We start from the raw sequence: 17,274 nt of genomic DNA, 5'->3' as shown, positions 1-17,274 counted from the left end.
CGGCGCCCCGCACCGCGCCCTAGTCTGGCGCAATAATTGTGTGGGAGAGCTTGATTCATGGCACGCGTAGCAATCGTCACCGGCGGCAGCCGGGGCATCGGGGAGGCGATCAGCCTAAAATTGCAGGAACAGGGCGTCACCGTCATCGCCAATTACGGCGGCAATGACGAAAAGGCGAAGGCCTTTACCGACCGCACCGGCATCGCGGCGATGAAATGGGACGTCGGCGACCATCAGGCGTGCCTCGATAGCTGCGCCCGCATTGCCGAGGAATTCGGGCCCGTCGATATCGTCGTCAACAACGCCGGCATCACCCGCGACGGCACCCTCGCCCGGATGAGCTACGCCGATTGGGACGATGTGATGCGCGTCAATCTGGGCGGCTGCTTCAACATGGCGAAGGCGACTTTTGGCGGCATGATCGAGCGCGGCTGGGGCCGCATCGTCAACATCGGATCGATCAACGGCCAGGCGGGCCAGTACGGCCAGGTCAATTATGCCGCGGCGAAATCGGGCATCCATGGCTTTACCAAGGCGCTGGCGCAGGAAGGCGCCAAAAAGGGCGTCACCGTCAACGCGATCGCGCCGGGTTATATCGACACCGACATGGTCGCCGCGGTGCCCGCGCCGGTGCTGGAAAAGATCGTCGCCAAAATCCCCGTCGGGCGCCTCGGCCAGGCCGACGAAATCGCGCGCGGCGTCGCGTTCCTGTGCAGCGAGGATGCCGGGTTCGTCACCGGTTCGACGATGTCGATCAATGGCGGGCAGCATATGTATTGACGGGCCGAGGGCGCCAGCGAAGGCGTTCGCGCAGCGAACGGCAAGCTGGCAACCGGTGGCGAAGCCACGGCCCGGCACGGCCAGCGGGGCGGACGGCTCCAAGGCCGGCCGAGCCCGTCTGACGTCATAGCGGCGGCTTTGCCGTCGCCGCTAACGCGCCATCTAACAGAAAACCCGTTCGCATCGAGCGAAGTCAAGATGCCCCTCGGGCTAGGCGCCCTTACGCGGCGTGTCTCGACTTCGCTCGACACGAACGGGAAGAGAGGGCGGGTCAGATTTCCGATCCGTTCCGCCCCCTATTCGATCGTCACCCCCACCACGCGCCACTGCCCGCCCTCGCGGACCAGCGACAGCGTTTCGATCGCCCCCGCCTTGTTCGCATAATCGGTACGGAACTTGACCAACTGATAGCCATAGGGCGGCGCGGGCACCGACTCTTCGGTCACCAGCACCCGCGACTTCACCGCCCCCAGCGGCAATTGCACCTGCTGCGCCACCCGCGTCCAGGTCTCAACCGTGTTGAGCGCCTTGAACGACGCCCCGGTCGCCGCCCAGCTGCCGTTCCAGTCGCCCTTTTCGACCAGCGCGAGCCAGTCGCGCGCCGCGGCGACCGCGGCGCTTTCGGCTTGGGCGGTCGTGGGCGCCCTGGCGGGCGTATCGGCGCTTCCGGACAGCGCAGCAAAGGCCAGCACGGCAAGACTGAATGACATAATGATCGCTCCTGCAAGCCAGCCGGACGGCCGCACCATGCGGCGCGCTTCGGCGGGTGCAGCAAGCTCTGCCATGGCGGGGGCGGGGGCGGCTTCCCCCAAAGCCTTGTCCCCCAATATTTCGGGGGGCCGCGCCTCGATCTCGCGTAGCTGGCGTGCCGCCTCGCGGCTGCTCGACGCCGACATCTTGCGCCGCGCATCGCGCAAGCGTTCGTTGATCGTATGCACCGACAGTCCCAGATGGCGCGCCATCGATTTTGCGTCATGTCCGTCAACCAGCAGGCGCAAGCTTTCCTTTTCCTTTTCAGTGAGCGCCTGAAATCCGGTCATGACCCTGCCTGCATTTGCACCGCGTCGATTTGCCAGTTTAGGCAGCGCCGAAAATCCGGGCCACCCCAAATATTTTGGGTGGCGGCCGGGCCCGAACCACCGCCGCCGTGCTTGCGGTCACCAATCGAGCCGTTACACCCAAGGCATGACCGACACCCTCCTCACCGCCGCGCAGCATGACCTTGCCCGCGCCTACGCCGGCGGCGCGCCCGGCGTCTTCGTCTCGGGCCTCGTCTGGCTCGTCGCCGGCGCAGTGTGGCTGTTTCACGGCATCACCGCCGCCTTTGCCGCGCTGTTTTTTGGCGGCATGGCGATCCACCCGCTCGGCGTTCTGATCGAGCGCATCGCCTTCCGTGCCCCCAAGGCCAGCATCGGCAAGCCGCTCGAAACGCTGGCGATCGAAGCGACGATCCCGCTGTTCGTCGGCATCATGATCGCCTGGGTGTTGCTCGTGCGCGCGCCCGACCTGGCGATTCCGGTGTTCGCGGCGATTGTCGGCGCGCGCTATTTCCTGTTTCGCACCCTGTATGGCGAGATCGCCTATTGGGTGCTGGGCGCCGCGATCCTGCTGGTTGCCGGGCTGGCGCTGTTCGGCCTTGGCCTGCCGCTGAACCTCGGCTTTCTGGTCGGCGCCATCGAATTGGCGGCAGCGCCGTGGATCCTGCACCGCTGGCGCGCGCGCCGTTGAGCGCGCCGCTCCATCCCCCGGTCAAACGGTCGGTGACGATCGCGGGACATCCGACCTCGATCAGCCTGGAGCCGATGTTCTGGGACGCGCTGGAGGCCGAAGCGGCAAAGCAGGCCCTCCCGCTCAACGCGCTCGTCGCGCGGATCGATGTCGAGCGGATGGAGGCGGACGATCCGCCGAACCTGACGTCCGCGATCCGGCAATGGTTGTGGCGGGAGCGATGAAGAAACTTGTTCGTCAAAGTACAAATATCATCGCTCCGATCATAGCTGCTGGTGCGTTCATCGCGATGATTGTCGATATTGGGTCGCAGATAATATCGGGATCGACCAACAATTTACTGATGAATATCGCTGGATGGCTAATCTTTATCGCGTTCATGGTCTTTGTCTGGCACGCGACCATCCTGCACATTGAATCGTCCGATTAACCGAGCAAAGCCCGCGCCACGGCCAACCCGAACGCCGCCCCCTTGTCGGGTGCGTGATGCAGGAACAGCGAGGGTTCGATCAGTTCGAGTTCCATGATGCGGAGCGTGCCCGCCGCGTCGCCGACCATGTCGACGCGGGCGTAAACCGGCGGCGCCGGGGCGGCCGCCAGCGCGGCGGCGGCGAGCGCCTGTGCGTCAGTGGTCGCATCCCACGCTGTCTCGCGCCCGCCGAATTGTTCCTGCACCCGAAAGTCGCCCGCCGCGGGGCGCTTGACGATCGCGTGACTGAAGCGGCCGGCAAAGAAGAACAACGAAAATTCGCCGTCGGTCAGGATGCCTGGCATCAGCGGCTGGACGAGACGGCGCTGGCCGAGCGCATCGGCGGGGATCGCACCGTTCGCGGCGATGCGGTGGGTACCGTCGGCGCCGCCCGAAATCGCAGGCTTGATGACGACTTCGTCGGCGTGGAGTTCGGCGCGCGCGGCGGCCAGTGATGTATCGCCCAGCGCCGCGACCTCGACCGTAGGCACCACCGCAACGCCCTTGGCGCCGAGCTCGGAGAGATACGCCTTGTCGCTGTTCCAGCGCAGCACCGGTACCGGATTGGCGACCGGCAGCGCCTCGGCCTCCAGCCGATCGAGCAGCGCGTACCACGCCGCAACATCGCGCTGATACCCCCAGGCAAAGAGCGGCAGGATCAGGTCGTGACCCGACAGATCGCCGGGATTGGTCCACACCCGTTGTTCGACGATCAGCCCGGCGCCAGTCAGCGCCGCCGCCTTGCGGGCAAAGGCGGGCTGCCAGTTTTCGTGATAATCGGATGCCGGGACAAGGATCGCGACGCGGGGTTGAAAAGGCATTTCAGGACCACCTTAAAATCCGTCATTGCGAGTGCAGCGAAGCAATCCAGAGCGGTTTACGCGCACTCTGGATTGCTTCGCTGCGCTCGCAATGACGGCAATATCTACCGCCCCAACAATCCGCGCGCCTGCCCCGCAATATGCGACAGCATCGCGCCATTCGGGTTGGGGATCGTCCGGGCGCGATCGACCGTGGCGCGGAACTGGGCAACGCGCGGGGCGTGCTCGGTCAGCCATTTGGTCACCGCGGTATCGAGATCGCCCTTCGGCAACTGGCCAAGGAAGGTCAGCCGCATCTGCTGGAAATCGCGCGCCAGGCTGTTGACCAGCAGGCGCTCCCACGGATCGGCGGGGCTCATATGCGCCGCCAGCGTCTGCGCCCAATCGAGCCCGAGCGCCTCGCCCAGATGGGTGAAGGCGTGGGTCACCGCGACCTCGTCGTCGCCGCGCCGTTCGGCCAGGTCGACGATGCCAATCGCGCCGTCGGTCTTGAACAGGCGAACGACCGCGGCGGTCAGCGTTTCGGGTGCGCCGGCGTCGAGCAATTGCTGGGTCAGCATGTCCCACTGGCGCTTGACCGACGGGCTGAGCAGCCCGTCGACGCTGGCGTTCAGGCGATCGACCCCGGGCTCGAGCCGCGCGACGACCGGCCCCGCCTGCGCCAGCGTTTGCGTGACGCGGAGCAGGTCGGCCATTTGCGAGGTCATCGCCGACGCCGCCTGGCTGAACAGCGACAGGCGCACGCTTTCGTCGATCTTCGCCGCGTCGAGCGCGTCCCAGATCGCGGACATGCCGAGCAGCCGCTCGACCGCGACGAACGCCGCGGCGATGTCGCCGAGCGCGCAGCCTTCTTCCTCGACCAGTTCGAACGGATGGACGATGCCCATGCGGTTGATGATGCGGTTCGCCAGCTTGGTCGCGATGATTTCGCGGCGCAGCTGGTGATCGGCGATCGCGCCCGCAAAATCGCGCTGCATTTCGGCGGGAAAGGCCGCGGCAAGGTCGCTGCCGAGTGCCGGATCGTCGGGCAGGCTGCTGTCCTCGATCGCGTCCTGCAACGCGAGCTTGGCGGTCGACAGCAGCACGGCGAGTTCGGGGCGGGTCAGCCCGCGGCCTTCGGCGGCGCGGCGCAGCAGTTCGTCGTTCGCCGCCAGCCCCTCTACCTTGCGATCAAGGCGTCCCGTCGTCTCGAACGTCTCCATCAACCGGACATAGGACGCGACCGCCGCCGATCCGCCCTGTTCGGCGATCGACAGTGCCAGCGCCTGGAGGCGGTTGTCTTCGAGCACCAACGCCGACACATCATCGGTCATCCGCACCAGCAGCGCGTCGCGCGCTTCCTGTGCGAGGCGCCCTTCGGCCATCTCGCGGTTGAGCGCGATCTTGATATTGACCTCATTATCCGAACAATCGACCCCGGCGCTGTTGTCGATGAAGTCGGTGTTGATCCGGCCGCCCTTGGCCGAAAAGGCGATGCGCGCCGCCTGCGTGGTGCCGAGGTTCGCCCCCTCGCCCACCGCGCGGACGCGCAATTCCTCGGCATCGACGCGCAGCGCGTCGTTGGCGGGATCGCCGACCTCGGCGTTATTCTGGCTCGCCGCCTTCACATAGGTGCCGATGCCGCCGAACCATAGCAGGTCGGCGGGCGCCTTCAGGATCGCCGAGATCAGCGAACCGGGGTCGATTTCGGACACCGACAGGCCGAGCAGCGCCTGCACTTCGGGGCTCAAGGGAATGCTTTTCTGGCTGCGCGGGAAGATACCGCCGCCCTTCGAGATCAGCTTGGCGTTGTAATCGGCCCAGCTCGAGCGCGGCAGCGCGAACATCCGCTCGCGTTCCTTCCAGCTTTTCGCCGGGTCGGGATTGGGGTCGAGGAAGATGTGGCGATGGTCGAACGCCGCGACCAGCTGGATCGCTTTCGACAGCAGCATGCCGTTGCCAAACACGTCGCCCGACATGTCGCCGCAACCGACAACGCGGATCGTGTCGTTCTGCACGTCGACGCCCATTTCGGCGAAATGACGCTGGACCGACAGCCACGCGCCCTTGGCGGTGATCCCCATCGCCTTGTGGTCATAGCCCTTCGACCCGCCGCTCGCGAACGCATCGCCGAGCCAGAAGTCGCGTTCCATCGCCAGCGCATTGGCGACGTCGGAGAAGGTCGCGGTGCCCTTGTCGGCGGCGACGACGAAATAGGGATCGTCGCCGTCGTGGATCACGACGCCCTTCGGATGCACGACCTGACCCGCGACCAGATTGTCGGTGATCGACAGCAAGGAGCGGATGAAGATGCGGTAGCATTCGGTGCCCTCGGCGAACCACGCATCGCGGTCGAGCGAAATGTCGGGCAGCGCCTTGGGATAGAAGCCGCCCTTCGCGCCGGTCGGCACGATGACGGCATTCTTGACGCGCTGCGCCTTCATGAGGCCGAGGATTTCGGTGCGGAAGTCGTCGCGGCGATCGGACCAGCGGAGCCCGCCGCGCGCGACCGGGCCGGCGCGGAGGTGAATGCCCTCGACCCGCGGCGAATAGACCCACACTTCGCGCCAGGGGAGCGGCTTGGGCAGCCCGGGGACCAGGCTGGAGTCGATCTTGAACGCCAGTGCTTCGGCGGCCGCAGGGGCAAAGGCGTTGGTGCGCAAGGTCGCGCCGATGACGGCGTGGAACAGGCGGAGGATGCGATCCTCGTCGATCGATTTGATGTCGGCAAAGCCCGCGAGGATCTCGGCGTCCAGCGCTTCGGCACGCTTGGCGTCGCGCCCCTTGGGATCGTGCAGCGCGCTGAAACGCTGGATCAGCGCCGCGGTCAGCGCCGGGGCATGGCGCAGCGCGCTGACGACGGTGTCCATCCCATAGGCCGACCCGCCCTGCCGCAAATAGCGGAACCAGGCGCGCAGCCAGACGATCGCGCGCGGGTCGGTCTGGTTGGTGAGCACCAGTTCGTTGAACGCGTCATTTTCGGCGCGGCCGTCGAGCACCGCGGCAATCGCGCCTTCGAGCACTTCGGCATAGGGCAGCAGCGCCAGTTCATCGACCGACGCGGGCAGGCGCAGCGTGAAATCATGGATGACGATCGGTACGTCGTCATCACTCTCCATCCCCGGGGCGCGGCCGTGGCCGAGCGCGGTCGGGATTTCCTCGAGCACCTCAAACCCGAAATGTTCGAGCGCGGGAACGACGTCGGACAGCGCGAGCGGGCCGACCGCGCTGTACACTTTCAGCCGCAGCCGGTCGTCGCCGTCGAGGCTCTTTTTCGCCAGCCGGACGCTGCGCGGATTGTCGGCGTCGAGATCGCGCAGCCGCAAGATGTCGCGCGCCGCTTCTTCGGGATTATAGAGGTTGCGGTAGTTGGGCGGAAAGGTCGGCGCAAAGCGCGCCGCGAGCGCCGCCGCGCGCCCGGCGTCGCCGCGCTTGGCCAGCGCCGCCTCGACCTCGGGCTGCCACCCCCGCACCATCTGTTCGAGCTGGGCGTTGAGCGCGTCGGTGTCGGGGACAACCCCGCCGCTGCGCAAGTCGAGCGTGTAGCGCAGCAGCGCCGCGCCGCCATCCTCGAGCACCATCGTCCAGCCGATGACCCCCGCCTTCGCTTCGCGCACCAGCATCGCCTCGACCGCAATGCGGCGACCGGTCGACACCTCGTCGCGCGGCAACCAGACAAAGGCGAACAGGTGACGGCCAAGCGCGCTGCGCACCGTCACCAGCTTGGGCCGCGGGCGGTCGGTGATCGACATCGACGTCAGCACAAGGTCTTCGAGCGAGGCGGCGTCGAACGCGATCAACAGGTCGTGCGGCAGCGCGGTCAGCGCGTGGGCGAGCGCCTTGCCGGCGTGGCCGGTGGGATCGAAGCCGAATTTGGTCATCAGCGCGTCGAGCTGCGCGCGCAGCACCGGCACCTTGTCGGGACGCGCCGACAGCGCCGCGCTGGTCCACAGACCCGCATGGATCGACAGGCGGTCAACCTTCTTGCCCTTCATTTCGGGCACGATAACGAGGTCAAGCAGCACGCGGCGATGCACCGCCGACAGCCGGTTCGATTTGATCAGCAGCGGGGCCTGGCCGCCCCCGTCGAACCACGCAAAGGCGGCGTCGAGCGCGGTGGGCGACAAAAGCTGAGTCTCGCCGCTTTCGCTGACCCCCAGGGAATCATGCACCTTGCCGTCGCGCGTCCGCCATTCGTGGCCGAGCTGGGTCATCGCCCCGCCCTCGAACCAGCGCAGCAGCTCGGCGGCCTCGCCCTCGACGCGCATCGCGGCGTCGGCGAGCATCGCGGCGCGCATCGCACGCCAGTCGCGAACCGCGGCGCGCACGTCGCGCAGCGCGGCTTCCAGCGCGTCGAGCAGGCGGCGACGGGCGCGCGCGTCGCCGCGTTCGAGTTCCATATAGATTACCGATTCGCGGTCCGGCCCTTCACCCGCGGCGAGCAAATGCCCCTTGGCGTCGCGCTTCACGGCGACGACGGGATGGAGGATGCGGTGGACCGCCAGCCCCTGCGCCGCGACGATCTGCGACGTCGAATCGACCAAAAAGGGCATGTCGTCGTTGACGATAACCAGCCGCATGCGGCGGTCGGTGCCGTCGGCGGCCATCGGTTCGAGCAGCAGCGACGGGGTTTCGGCGGCGCGGCCCAGCGACGCGCGCCCGGCAAACTGGCTGGCGTCGGCCAGCGCCGCGGCGTCCATATCGTCACCCTCGCCGGGCAGCGCGCTGCCGCGCAGCGCCGCCAGATAGGCGGCGGCGATTTTGGCGGGGACTTTGGCGGTGGCGGTGGTTGGCGTGTCCGTTTCCGGCGTGGCGGACGAATTTTGAGGCATAAAGTGCAGCATCCCGAACCAAAAGATGGGGATCCCTGCCGACGATCGGCGGGGGCCCGTTCGCTCGCCACCCTATGCGCCTGTGACGCGCGCGGCTCAAGGCCTCGTTCGCGCGCTCACGTTAAAATATTTCAATTTTTGGATCGACTGTTGCGTGAACGCTCTCAGCCGCCGGTAATCGGCACCGCCTTTTTCGCCAATTTGGCGATCAGCGCTGGATCGTCCGCCGCCTTGGCGACGATTCCGATATGGCCGCCCGGCATCGCGCGCGCAATCAGCACGACAAATTCGGCGTCGCCGGCATCATGCTCGAGGATGATCGCCGGATGCGCAGTGCGCAATGCTGCCAGCTTTTCATCGACCCGGGGCGCGGCCTCGCCCTCGGGCTTGCGGCGCGCGCGCGCGTCCTTGACCAGGCCTTTCAGCCCGCCCGGATAGCGATCGAGATAGGCGGCGAGTTCACCGCGGCCGACGCCTTCGTCCCTGGCGTGGCCCAGCACACAGGCATATTCGGCCAGCCGCGTCTTGTCGTAGGTCGCGCCGAACACCAGCTTGACCACCGGCGTCATCGGCGCGCGGTCCTGCACCGCCAGCCCGGCATCGTCGAGCAGCGCGGCAAAGGCTTCGGGCTGCTCCTCCGCGACCAGCGCGAAATCCCAGGCCTTGGCCACCGCCTGATACAGCGCGCCGCGGCTGCGGCTGTCGGCAGCAATCGCGCGCTCGGCGGTTTCGCGCGCCAGCGCCAGCCAGTCGGCGAGCTCGGCATCGGCGCCCGGATCGGCGGCGGGCGCCTCATCGATTTCGTCGGCCGCGACAACGATTGGCACGTCGGCGCTGTCGACCAGCGCGGCAAAGCCGGGGGCCGCATCGCCGTCGACATCGTCGTCGAGATGTTCGCTGTCGGGACCGTCGGCCCACACCGGCACCGGCGCGGTCAGCGGCGCGGCGCTACGCAGCGCCTGTTCGACCGACAGCTGCAATTCGGCGGCCTGATCGGCGGGCGCCGCTTCCTTCCAGTTGATCACCCCCATGATGAAGTCGATCGTGTCGTCGTCGGACGAAAAGGGCAGCAGGATGCCGCGGTACATGATGGTGACGCCGCGATCGTTGACGAATTCGGCTTCGAACCCGATCGGCGCGCGGTTGGCGATGATCTGAAGATAATGGTCGGTCAGCCGCGACAGCAGCGACCGGCCCGGAATCTGGCTGATGTAATGGACATCCTCGTCGATCTGCGATTCGGCGCGCAGCCGGTCGCCGACGAAGGCAATGCCGGGATTCTCGACCCCGGCGGTGAAGTCGAGCAGCACTGCGTTCGAACCGAAGTCGGCGCCCTCCAGATCGAGATCCTCGACCGACGGGTAAGCGCGGTCGGCGAGCAGCGACGCCCAGTAATTATAGGCGCGCACCTGCATCCGCCGTTCGTCGACACCGACCGACGCGGGCGGATCGATCGCCCCGTCGTCCTGGTCGTGGCTGCCCGAAAGCAGTCCGCGCATGCTGTCCATCATTTATCCCCAGCCATAAACATCGGGGAATGCCATGCACCAGAACTGGTAAAAGCCGCGTAAACGATGGCCAGAAAGCCGCCGATCGGCGCGCAATCTGGTCGGGTCTATTTCCCCGGATGGAGCCGGATTGCCGCGCCGCCGCCGGGGGCGAGCCACAGCTTGTACGAATCGCCCTTCTTCACCTTGATCGTCTCATAGGCGATCTTGTGCCGCGCTTCGGTGAGGTACGTGGCGCCTTCGCCGTCCTTGTAGATCGTCGCGGTATAGGTCTTGCCCGCGTCGAGGAAGTCGAAGCCCAGCGTCAGCGTGCGTTCGGTGCCGTCGTTGACCCCGCCGACATACCAATCGGCGCTATTGCGGTCCTTGCGCGCGAAGATCGCATAATCGCCGACCTCGCCCGCGATCAGGCGGCTGTCGGCCCAGTCGGCGGGAACGACCTTGATGAACTCCAGCTCGCGCGGGTGCGCTTCCAGATTCTCGATGAAATCGGCCGCCATCTGGATCGGCGAGTAAATGGCAAGGTAAAGGCCGAGCTGTTTGGCGAGGGTCGAGGCGTGCGGCCGCCCTTCGCCGCCGACGAGGCTCAAGACCCCCGGCGTATAGTCCATCGGGCCCGACAGCATGCGCGTATAGACCAGCGTCGGTTCATGGTCGGGACCGCCGTTCGCAAAGGCGCTCCAGCTGTTATATTCCATCCCGCGCGCACCCTCGCGCGCCACCCAATTGGGGTAGGTGCGGCGCAGCCCGGTGTCCTTCACCGGTTCGTGCGGGTTGACCGCCACCTTGTACTTCGCCGCGGTCTCGACGACCTTCAGATGATGCTGCACCTGGCGCTGGCCGTCGTGCCACTCCATGCGCGTCTCGCCCGGGGCGTCACCCGGCGCGATGATGCCGCCAGCGTCGGCGACATAGCCGGTCTTGACCGCCTGGACCCCCAGATCGCCATAGAGCTTCATCGCGTCTTCGAGCTGGGCTTCATACACCGCGATATTGCCGCCGGTTTCGTGATGGCCGATCAGCGTGACGCCCTTTTTGCGCGCATGGTCGGTCACCGCCTTCAGGTCGAAATCGGGGTATGCCTCGGTAAAGCTATAGGCGTCGCCGTGGCCGAACCAATTGCTTTCCCAGCCCTTGTTCCAGCCTTCGACCAGCACGCCGCCGAACCCGTGCTTGGCGGCGAAGTCGATATATTGCTTGGTGCGCGCGGTCGTCGCACCGTGGTTCGGTCCCTCGGCCCAGCTCCAGTCGCCGCGGATCATCCCCCACCAGATGCCGATATATTTCATCGGCTTGACCCAGCTGACATCGCCCAGCTTGTTGGGTTCGTTGAGGTTGAGCTCGAGGTCGCTTTCGACCAGCCCCGCCGCATCGTCGGTGATGCGGATCGTGCGCCAGGGGGTGTTGAACGGCAGTTCGCGGATCACCCGCGGGCCGCGCGACGAGGGCGACAGCGTCGAGCGGAACAGCCGCCCCTCGGCGCGTTTCAGCCACATCCCCGAATAATCGACCAGCGCCGCTTCGTGGAACGCCAGATGGGTGCCGTCGTCGAGCCGCATCGTCATCGGCGTGTGCGCGGTGGCGACCGCGTCGATCGGGGTCTTTTGATAAATCTGTTCATAGCGGTTCCACTCGCCGGCGGTGATCCACCAGGCGGTACCGGGCGCCGCGATGTCGAATTCGGTGACCTCGTCGATGATCTTTGCGGTCTTCAGCCCCGCCTGTTCGGGCAGTTCGTAGCGAAAGCCGATGCCGTCGTCGAACAGCCGGAAACGGACGTTGAGCGCATGCCCGCCCCAGCTTTCATGCTGGCGAAACCGCACCAGCATTTCATTGTGGCGATCGCGCACAAAGCGCCGCTCGCCCCACGGCAATTCCCACTGGCTGTCGGCGCTTGCCTTTTCGGCGCCCTCGATCGCAAAGCCGCGTTGCAGGCCGACGCGGTCTGCCATCAGAAAGCCGAGCTTTGACGGCGCGATGAGCAGCTTGCCCTTGCGCGACAGCGACCAGGTCGGGCGCTGGTCATTGTCGGTCGATACGGTGAGCACCAGGCTGCCGTCGGGCGAGGTCGCGGTCTGCGAGGGGCGGGCGTTCTGCGCCAGCGCGGCGGCCGGGGTGGTCGCAGCGAGCAGCGAGAGGGTGGCGATCAGAGTCCGCATCATGTTTTTCCTTCGAGTGTAAGCCAGAGGACACCGCAAGGCGGCAGTCTTGCCAGCTCGGCGCCGTTCAGCGCGATGAATACGTCACCGTCGTTGCCATGCGCGGCAATATCGATCGCCTCGCCGCCGAGGTTGAACAGGCAGCGCAAATGCTGGTCGCCGGAAATACGGTCGAATCCGAGCAGGTCGCCCTCTGCGATCCAGGCGGCATCGCGGCCGAGGCGCAGTGCGGGGTGCGCGGCGCGCAGCGCAACAAGTTGCCGCGTCAGGTTGAGCAGCGAGCGATCGTCGTCCTGCTGGCGGTCGACCGCGAGTTCGCGGTGCGCAGGGCCGAGCGGCAACCACGGATCGGTGGCGGAAAAGCCGGCATGCTCCTCACCCGCGGCCCAGGGCAGCGGGGTGCGCGCACCGTCGCGCGACAGGGTGAGCGGCCAGTTCTTGCGCGCCTCGGGATCCTTGACCAGTTCGAACGGAATTTCGACCTGGTCGAGCCCCAGTTCCTCGCCATTATAGATGATGATATTGCCGCGCAGCGCGCACAGCAGCGCCATCTTCATGCGCGCAAAGGCGGCGGGATCGACGCCATCGGGGGTCCAGCGCGACACCGCGCGCGGCGCGTCGTGATTCTCGAACGCCCAGCTGGGCCAGCCGATGCCCGGCGCATCGGGCCATTGCTCGGCCGCTTCGCGCACCAGTTGCGGGGTCAGCCGGTCGGCATAGAGGAAATCAAAGCCATAGGCGCTGTTGAGCCGGTTTGTGCCCGCGGTGAACAGCTTCATCTCGCGCACCGCATCGTCGCCGCCGACCTCGGCGACGGTGAAGCTGCCGTCATATTGGTCGGTCAGCGCCCGGATGCGTTCGAGGAACAGCGGAATGTCGGGGTGCGACTGATTATAGATTTTCTGCTGGAAATCGAACGGGCGGGTGCGGACCTTGTTCGACGGCGGCGCGGGTGGATTGTCGCGCATTTGGGGGTCGTGCATAGCGAAATTGATCGCATCGATGCGAAAGCCGTCGACGCCGCGGTCGAGCCAGAAGCGCACGACGTCGAGCAGCGCATCCTGCACGGCGCGGTTGTGCACGTTGAGCTGCGGCTGGGTGCCCAGGAAATTGTGCATATAATATTGGCCGCGCCGCGCGTCCCATGTCCAGGCCGGGCCGCCGAACACCGACTGCCAGTTGGTCGGCGGCGACCCGTCCGCCTTCGCATCGGCCCAGACATACCAGTCGGCCTTCGGATTATCCTTGCTCGTGCGGCTTTCGCCGAACCAGGCGTGCTGGTCCGACGTGTGCGCGAACACCAGGTCGGTCGTGACCTTCAGCCCCAGCGCATGGGCGCGGGCGACCAGCGCGTCGAAATCGCCGAGGTTGCCGAAGATCGGGTCGACCCCGCAATAATCGGCGATGTCATAGCCGAAATCGTCCATCGGCGAAGGGTAGAAGGGCGACAGCCAGATCGCATCGACCCCCAGCGAGGCGATATAACCCAGCCGCGCGGTGATGCCGGCCAGGTCGCCGATGCCGTCGCCGTTCGAATCGGCAAAGCTGCGCGGATAGACCTGATAGATCGCCGCGCCCTTCCACCATGGCGGCACGGCGCTGGTCACGGGCTGGTCTTGGACAAGGGAGGGATTGGTCGTCACGCTGGGGTTCCGGTTATTCGCTGGCCTGGCAGATGATGGCGCCGAAGGGGGGAAGGGAGAAAGACAGGCTGCCCGGCGCCGCGGCCGTGGCCGGGCAGTCGCCATGGAGCGCGGTAAAGACCGTGCTTTTCATATCGATGGCAATCGTCGCCGACAATTGCGTTGCAGACATATTATAGGCCAGCACGACCTCGCGCCCCGACGCGGGGTCAAAGCGCGAAACCGCGAGCAGCCCCGGCTTGTCCGAAAAGGCGCGCAGCTTGGTGGCGCCGCGCATCAGCGCCGGGGTGCGGCGGCGAATGTCGGCGAGTGCAGCGATATGGCGATAGAGCGGGTGCGCGGTGTCGAAATTCGCGGTCGCGGTGGTCGCGTCGGTGCCGATCAGATCATTGTCGTTATACACCGCGACCTTTGACGCGAACATATTCTCGCGCGCCAGCTGGTCATTGCCGTCGGATATAAACCCCTGTTCGTCGCCATAATAGATCGTCGGCACGCCGCGCAGGGTGAGCATCAGAGTGTGCCCGAGCATCACGCGTTGCAGCAGCTCGGCATCGCTCGCGCCCGGGTTCGCCGCCTTCACGAACATCGCGAAGCGCCCCATATCGTGGTTGCCGAGGAAGGTCGGCAGCTGGAGCGCGGCATCCGCGCCGCCCTTGTAGAGCACATCGCCGTCGAACAGCCGCGCGAACTGGTCGGTGCCCTTGGTCCCGCTGATCGTATCGATCGCGGCGCGCGCAAAGCTGAAGTCGAGCACCGCCGGAAGGTCGGCGGTGTGGGTGTAGGCGGCGAGCGAGCCCGGATCGACGCCGTCGATATACACCTCGCCAAAGATGTGGAAGTTGGGGATGCCGCGCGCCGCCGCGCGCGCCTGCATCGCGGGGACGAACGCCTGCCAGAATTCGGGGTTCACATGCTTGGCGGTGTCGATGCGAAAGCCGTCGATGCCGAATTCGTCGATCCAGCGGCCGTAGATTTCGATGAACCCCGCCACGACGCGGGGGTTTTCGGTCGCGAGGTCGTCGAGTCCCGAAAAATCGCCATAGAGCGCCGATTCGCCGACCCAGTCGCTATTGCCACGGTTGTGATAATAGGTCGGGTCGTTGAGCCACGCCGGAACCTTCACCGCCGCCTCGTCCTGCGGCACGACCGGGGTGTAGGCAAAAGCCGGGTCGGTTAGCTTCGCCCAATTTTCCGGCGCCGCGACATGGTCGCCCGCAAAGCCCGGATTGATCGCCGGTCCGCTCAGCCCGCCGCGCCGCGAAAAGGGATAATCGGCGAGGCTGCGGTACCGAAAGGCTTCGGCCTCGCCTTCCCGGTAACGGATCACGTCGGCGGTGTGGTTGGTGATGATGTCCATATAGACCTTCATCCCGCGCGCGTGCGCCGCATCGACGAAAGCCTTGAATTCGGCGTTGCTGCCGAAATGCGGATCGACGCGGGTAAAATCGGTCACCCAATAGCCGTGATAGCCCGCGCTCTCGTCGCCCTTTGGCCCCTGCACCGGCTTGTTCTTGAACACCGGCGCGAACCAGATCGCGGTCGCGCCCAGTCCCTGGATATAGTCGAGCCGCCTGGTCAGCCCCGCGAGGTCGCCGCCGTGATAGAAGCCCTTGGCGGTCGGATCATAGCCGGTCTTTAGCCGGTCGCCCTTCAGCCCGCCTTTGTCGTTCGCGGCGTCGCCGTTCTCGAACCGGTCGGGGAGGACAAAATAGATGACTTCGTCACTCGCGGGCCGTGCGCGCACCGCGGCTTCGTCGGCGAGTGCGGGCAGCGGCGCGAGCAACAGCGCCAGTGGGGCAAAATAGCGGATCATGCGGCGACTCCAGCGGTGGGGCGGGTGGCGGCGAGGAAGCGGTCATAGCTTTCCATCGCGGCCACCTCGCGGTCGATCATCAGCGAAACGCCCGCCATATATTGAGCCAGCTCCTGTTCGCCGATGCCATCCGCAAGCGGATGCCAGGCGCGCGGTTCGATGCCCTGCCCGACCAGCACCTGCAGCCAGCCCGATTCGGTGAACAATTCCTCATGCTCGCGGAAAATCAGCCCCTGCGCGCGGAACAGCTCGATCTTGGCCGCCAGCGTATCGGGGATCGGCATCGCCGCGCGATCGCGCCAATAGCCGGTGTCGCGGCGTTCGGTGGCCTTGAAATGGAGGATGATGAAATCGCGGATGCGCTCCCATTCGAAATCGCTCTGGCGGTTGAACTCGGCGGCGACGGCGGGGTCGCTCACCCCCGCTGGGAGCATCTTGAGCAGCCGCGAGATGCCCGCCTGGACCAGATGGATGCTGGTCGATTCGAGCGGTTCCATGAACCCGCTGGCGAGGCCGAGCGCAACGACATTGCGGTTCCACATCCGGCGGCGTTTGCCGCTGGTGAAGCGCAGCCGGTTCGGTTCGGCCTGCGGCGCGCCGTCGAGATGGGCGAGCAGGGTCGCGAGCGCGTCGTCGTCCGAAATATGGTCCGAGCAATAGACATAGCCGTTGCCGATGCGGTGCTGGAGCGGGATGCGCCATTGCCAGCCGGCATCGCGCGCGGTCGCGCCGGTCCACGGCAGCTGCGGCGTGTCGCCATGCGCGCAGGGGACGGCGACGGCGCGATCATTGGCCAGCCAGCGCGACCAGTCATCATAACCGGTTGCGAGGGCACCTTCGATCAGCAGGCCGCGAAAGCCCGAACAGTCGATGAAGAAATCACCGTCGATGGCGCGCCCGTCGGCAAGCGTCACCCCCGCGACGTCGCCGTTTTCGCTGTCGAGGCGGACATCGGCGACCCGCCCCTCGATGCGTTCGACCCCGTTCGCCTCGGCGCGGCGGCGCAGATAGGCGGCGTAGAGACCGGCGTCGAAATGAAAGGCATAGGGCATTTCGAGCAAATGCGGCGAGGTGCGCGGCGCCCCGCGCTGCATCCGCCGCGCTCGCGCGGCACGTTCGTTGAGCGAATAATGGTCGAGGCTTTGCGCCGCGCCCAGGCGGCGCGCGCGCAACCAATAATGCTGGAATTCGAGCAGCCCGAGCCCACGGCCGATCGCGCCAAAGGCGTGCATGTAGCGATGCCCGGGGCGCGTCCAGTCGGAAAATTCGATGCCGAGCTTGATCGTGCCCTGCGTCGCGGTGAGGAATTCATCCTCGTCGATGCCGAGCGCCTGGTTGAACAGCCGGATCTGCGGGATCGTCGCTTCGCCGACCCCGACGGTGCCGATGTCGTCCGATTCGACCAGTTGCAGCGACCAGTCCTGCGGCAGGAAGCGGCGCAGGCAGGCCGCGGCCATCCAGCCCGCCGTTCCGCCACCGATGATGATCAATCGCCTCAAGGGTCAGATCCCGCCTCTGCCTCGCCATACAACAAATTGT

12 protein-coding genes are annotated in these 17,274 nt (G+C 66.3%); 4 read left to right on the top strand and 8 right to left on the bottom strand.

Annotation, left to right across the window (positions count from 1 at the left end):
• Positions 1-57 precede the first annotated feature (57 nt).
• Complete coding sequence (gene phbB / locus ACTIFP_RS15020) at positions 58-780, top strand: acetoacetyl-CoA reductase (protein ID WP_439569512.1); 723 nt, start codon at positions 58-60, stop codon at positions 778-780.
• Between the two features lie 296 nt (positions 781-1,076).
• Here phbB and ACTIFP_RS15015 read toward each other — a convergent pair whose 3' ends face one another.
• Complete coding sequence (locus ACTIFP_RS15015; RefSeq protein ID WP_439569511.1) at positions 1,077-1,820, bottom strand: DUF4019 domain-containing protein; 744 nt, start codon at positions 1,818-1,820, stop codon at positions 1,077-1,079.
• Between the two features lie 145 nt (positions 1,821-1,965).
• Between ACTIFP_RS15015 and ACTIFP_RS15010 the strand changes: the two genes are divergently transcribed.
• From ACTIFP_RS15010 to ACTIFP_RS15000, 3 genes are read left to right on the top strand one after another with little or no spacing between them, the layout of a single operon-like run.
• Complete coding sequence (locus tag ACTIFP_RS15010; RefSeq protein WP_439569510.1) at positions 1,966-2,508, top strand: DUF7010 family protein; 543 nt, start codon at positions 1,966-1,968, stop codon at positions 2,506-2,508.
• On the top strand, positions 2,475-2,732 hold the full coding sequence (locus tag ACTIFP_RS15005; RefSeq protein ID WP_439569509.1) for a ribbon-helix-helix domain-containing protein: 258 nt from the start codon (positions 2,475-2,477) through the stop codon (positions 2,730-2,732). Before ACTIFP_RS15010 ends, ACTIFP_RS15005 begins: the two co-directional genes overlap by 34 nt.
• A complete protein-coding gene (locus ACTIFP_RS15000; RefSeq protein ID WP_439569508.1) occupies positions 2,729-2,938 on the top strand; it encodes a hypothetical protein in 210 nt (69 codons plus the stop codon). Before ACTIFP_RS15005 ends, ACTIFP_RS15000 begins: the two co-directional genes overlap by 4 nt.
• Here ACTIFP_RS15000 and ACTIFP_RS14995 read toward each other — a convergent pair.
• From ACTIFP_RS14995 to ACTIFP_RS14965, 7 genes are all read right to left on the bottom strand, one after another.
• Complete coding sequence (locus ACTIFP_RS14995; RefSeq protein ID WP_439569507.1) at positions 2,935-3,798, bottom strand: ATP-grasp domain-containing protein; 864 nt, start codon at positions 3,796-3,798, stop codon at positions 2,935-2,937. The genes ACTIFP_RS15000 and ACTIFP_RS14995 overlap by 4 nt on opposite strands.
• Before the next feature lie 104 nt (positions 3,799-3,902).
• Complete coding sequence (locus ACTIFP_RS14990; RefSeq protein ID WP_439569506.1) at positions 3,903-8,609, bottom strand: NAD-glutamate dehydrogenase; 4,707 nt, start codon at positions 8,607-8,609, stop codon at positions 3,903-3,905.
• Between the two features lie 164 nt (positions 8,610-8,773).
• The gene (locus ACTIFP_RS14985) at positions 8,774-10,117 is read right to left on the bottom strand and encodes a PAS domain-containing protein (RefSeq protein WP_439569505.1); all 1,344 of its coding nucleotides are present in this window, start codon (positions 10,115-10,117) and stop codon (positions 8,774-8,776) included.
• A 107-nt stretch (positions 10,118-10,224) separates the two neighbouring features.
• Positions 10,225-12,276, bottom strand: a complete 2,052-nt coding sequence (locus ACTIFP_RS14980; protein WP_439569565.1) for a glycoside hydrolase family 97 protein — start codon at positions 12,274-12,276, stop codon at positions 10,225-10,227.
• Positions 12,276-13,883, bottom strand: a complete 1,608-nt coding sequence (locus ACTIFP_RS14975) for an alpha-amylase family glycosyl hydrolase (RefSeq protein ID WP_439569504.1) — start codon at positions 13,881-13,883, stop codon at positions 12,276-12,278. Before ACTIFP_RS14975 ends, ACTIFP_RS14980 begins: the two co-directional genes overlap by 1 nt.
• Before the next feature lie 49 nt (positions 13,884-13,932).
• Positions 13,933-15,735 (bottom strand): alpha-amylase family glycosyl hydrolase, encoded by a 1,803-nt coding sequence (locus ACTIFP_RS14970; RefSeq protein WP_439569503.1) that lies wholly within the window; start codon positions 15,733-15,735, stop codon positions 13,933-13,935.
• Complete coding sequence (locus ACTIFP_RS14965) at positions 15,732-17,234, bottom strand: tryptophan halogenase family protein (protein ID WP_439569502.1); 1,503 nt, start codon at positions 17,232-17,234, stop codon at positions 15,732-15,734. Before ACTIFP_RS14965 ends, ACTIFP_RS14970 begins: the two co-directional genes overlap by 4 nt.
• Positions 17,235-17,274 lie beyond the last annotated feature (40 nt).

The organism is Sphingopyxis sp. (assembly GCF_051861155.1).
GTDB lineage: Bacteria > Pseudomonadota > Alphaproteobacteria > Sphingomonadales > Sphingomonadaceae > Sphingopyxis.
Note: the sequence above shows the minus strand (reverse complement) of the source record. Positions and strands in the feature narration are given on the sequence as shown.

Bases quoted from the DNA above. Each gene is read 5' to 3' on its own strand.
- phbB (WP_439569512.1), top strand. From the start codon at position 58: ATGGCACGCGTAGCAATCGTCACCGGCGGCAGCCGGGGCATCGGGGAG.
- ACTIFP_RS15015 (WP_439569511.1), bottom strand. From the start codon at position 1,820: ATGACCGGATTTCAGGCGCTCACTGAAAAGGAAAAGGAAAGCTTGCGC.
- ACTIFP_RS15010 (WP_439569510.1), top strand. From the start codon at position 1,966: ATGACCGACACCCTCCTCACCGCCGCGCAGCATGACCTTGCCCGCGCC.
- ACTIFP_RS15000 (WP_439569508.1), top strand. From the start codon at position 2,729: ATGAAGAAACTTGTTCGTCAAAGTACAAATATCATCGCTCCGATCATA.
- ACTIFP_RS14995 (WP_439569507.1), bottom strand. From the start codon at position 3,798: ATGCCTTTTCAACCCCGCGTCGCGATCCTTGTCCCGGCATCCGATTAT.
- ACTIFP_RS14990 (WP_439569506.1), bottom strand. From the start codon at position 8,609: ATGCCTCAAAATTCGTCCGCCACGCCGGAAACGGACACGCCAACCACC.
- ACTIFP_RS14985 (WP_439569505.1), bottom strand. From the start codon at position 10,117: ATGGACAGCATGCGCGGACTGCTTTCGGGCAGCCACGACCAGGACGAC.
- ACTIFP_RS14980 (WP_439569565.1), bottom strand. From the start codon at position 12,276: ATGCGGACTCTGATCGCCACCCTCTCGCTGCTCGCTGCGACCACCCCG.
- ACTIFP_RS14970 (WP_439569503.1), bottom strand. From the start codon at position 15,735: ATGATCCGCTATTTTGCCCCACTGGCGCTGTTGCTCGCGCCGCTGCCC.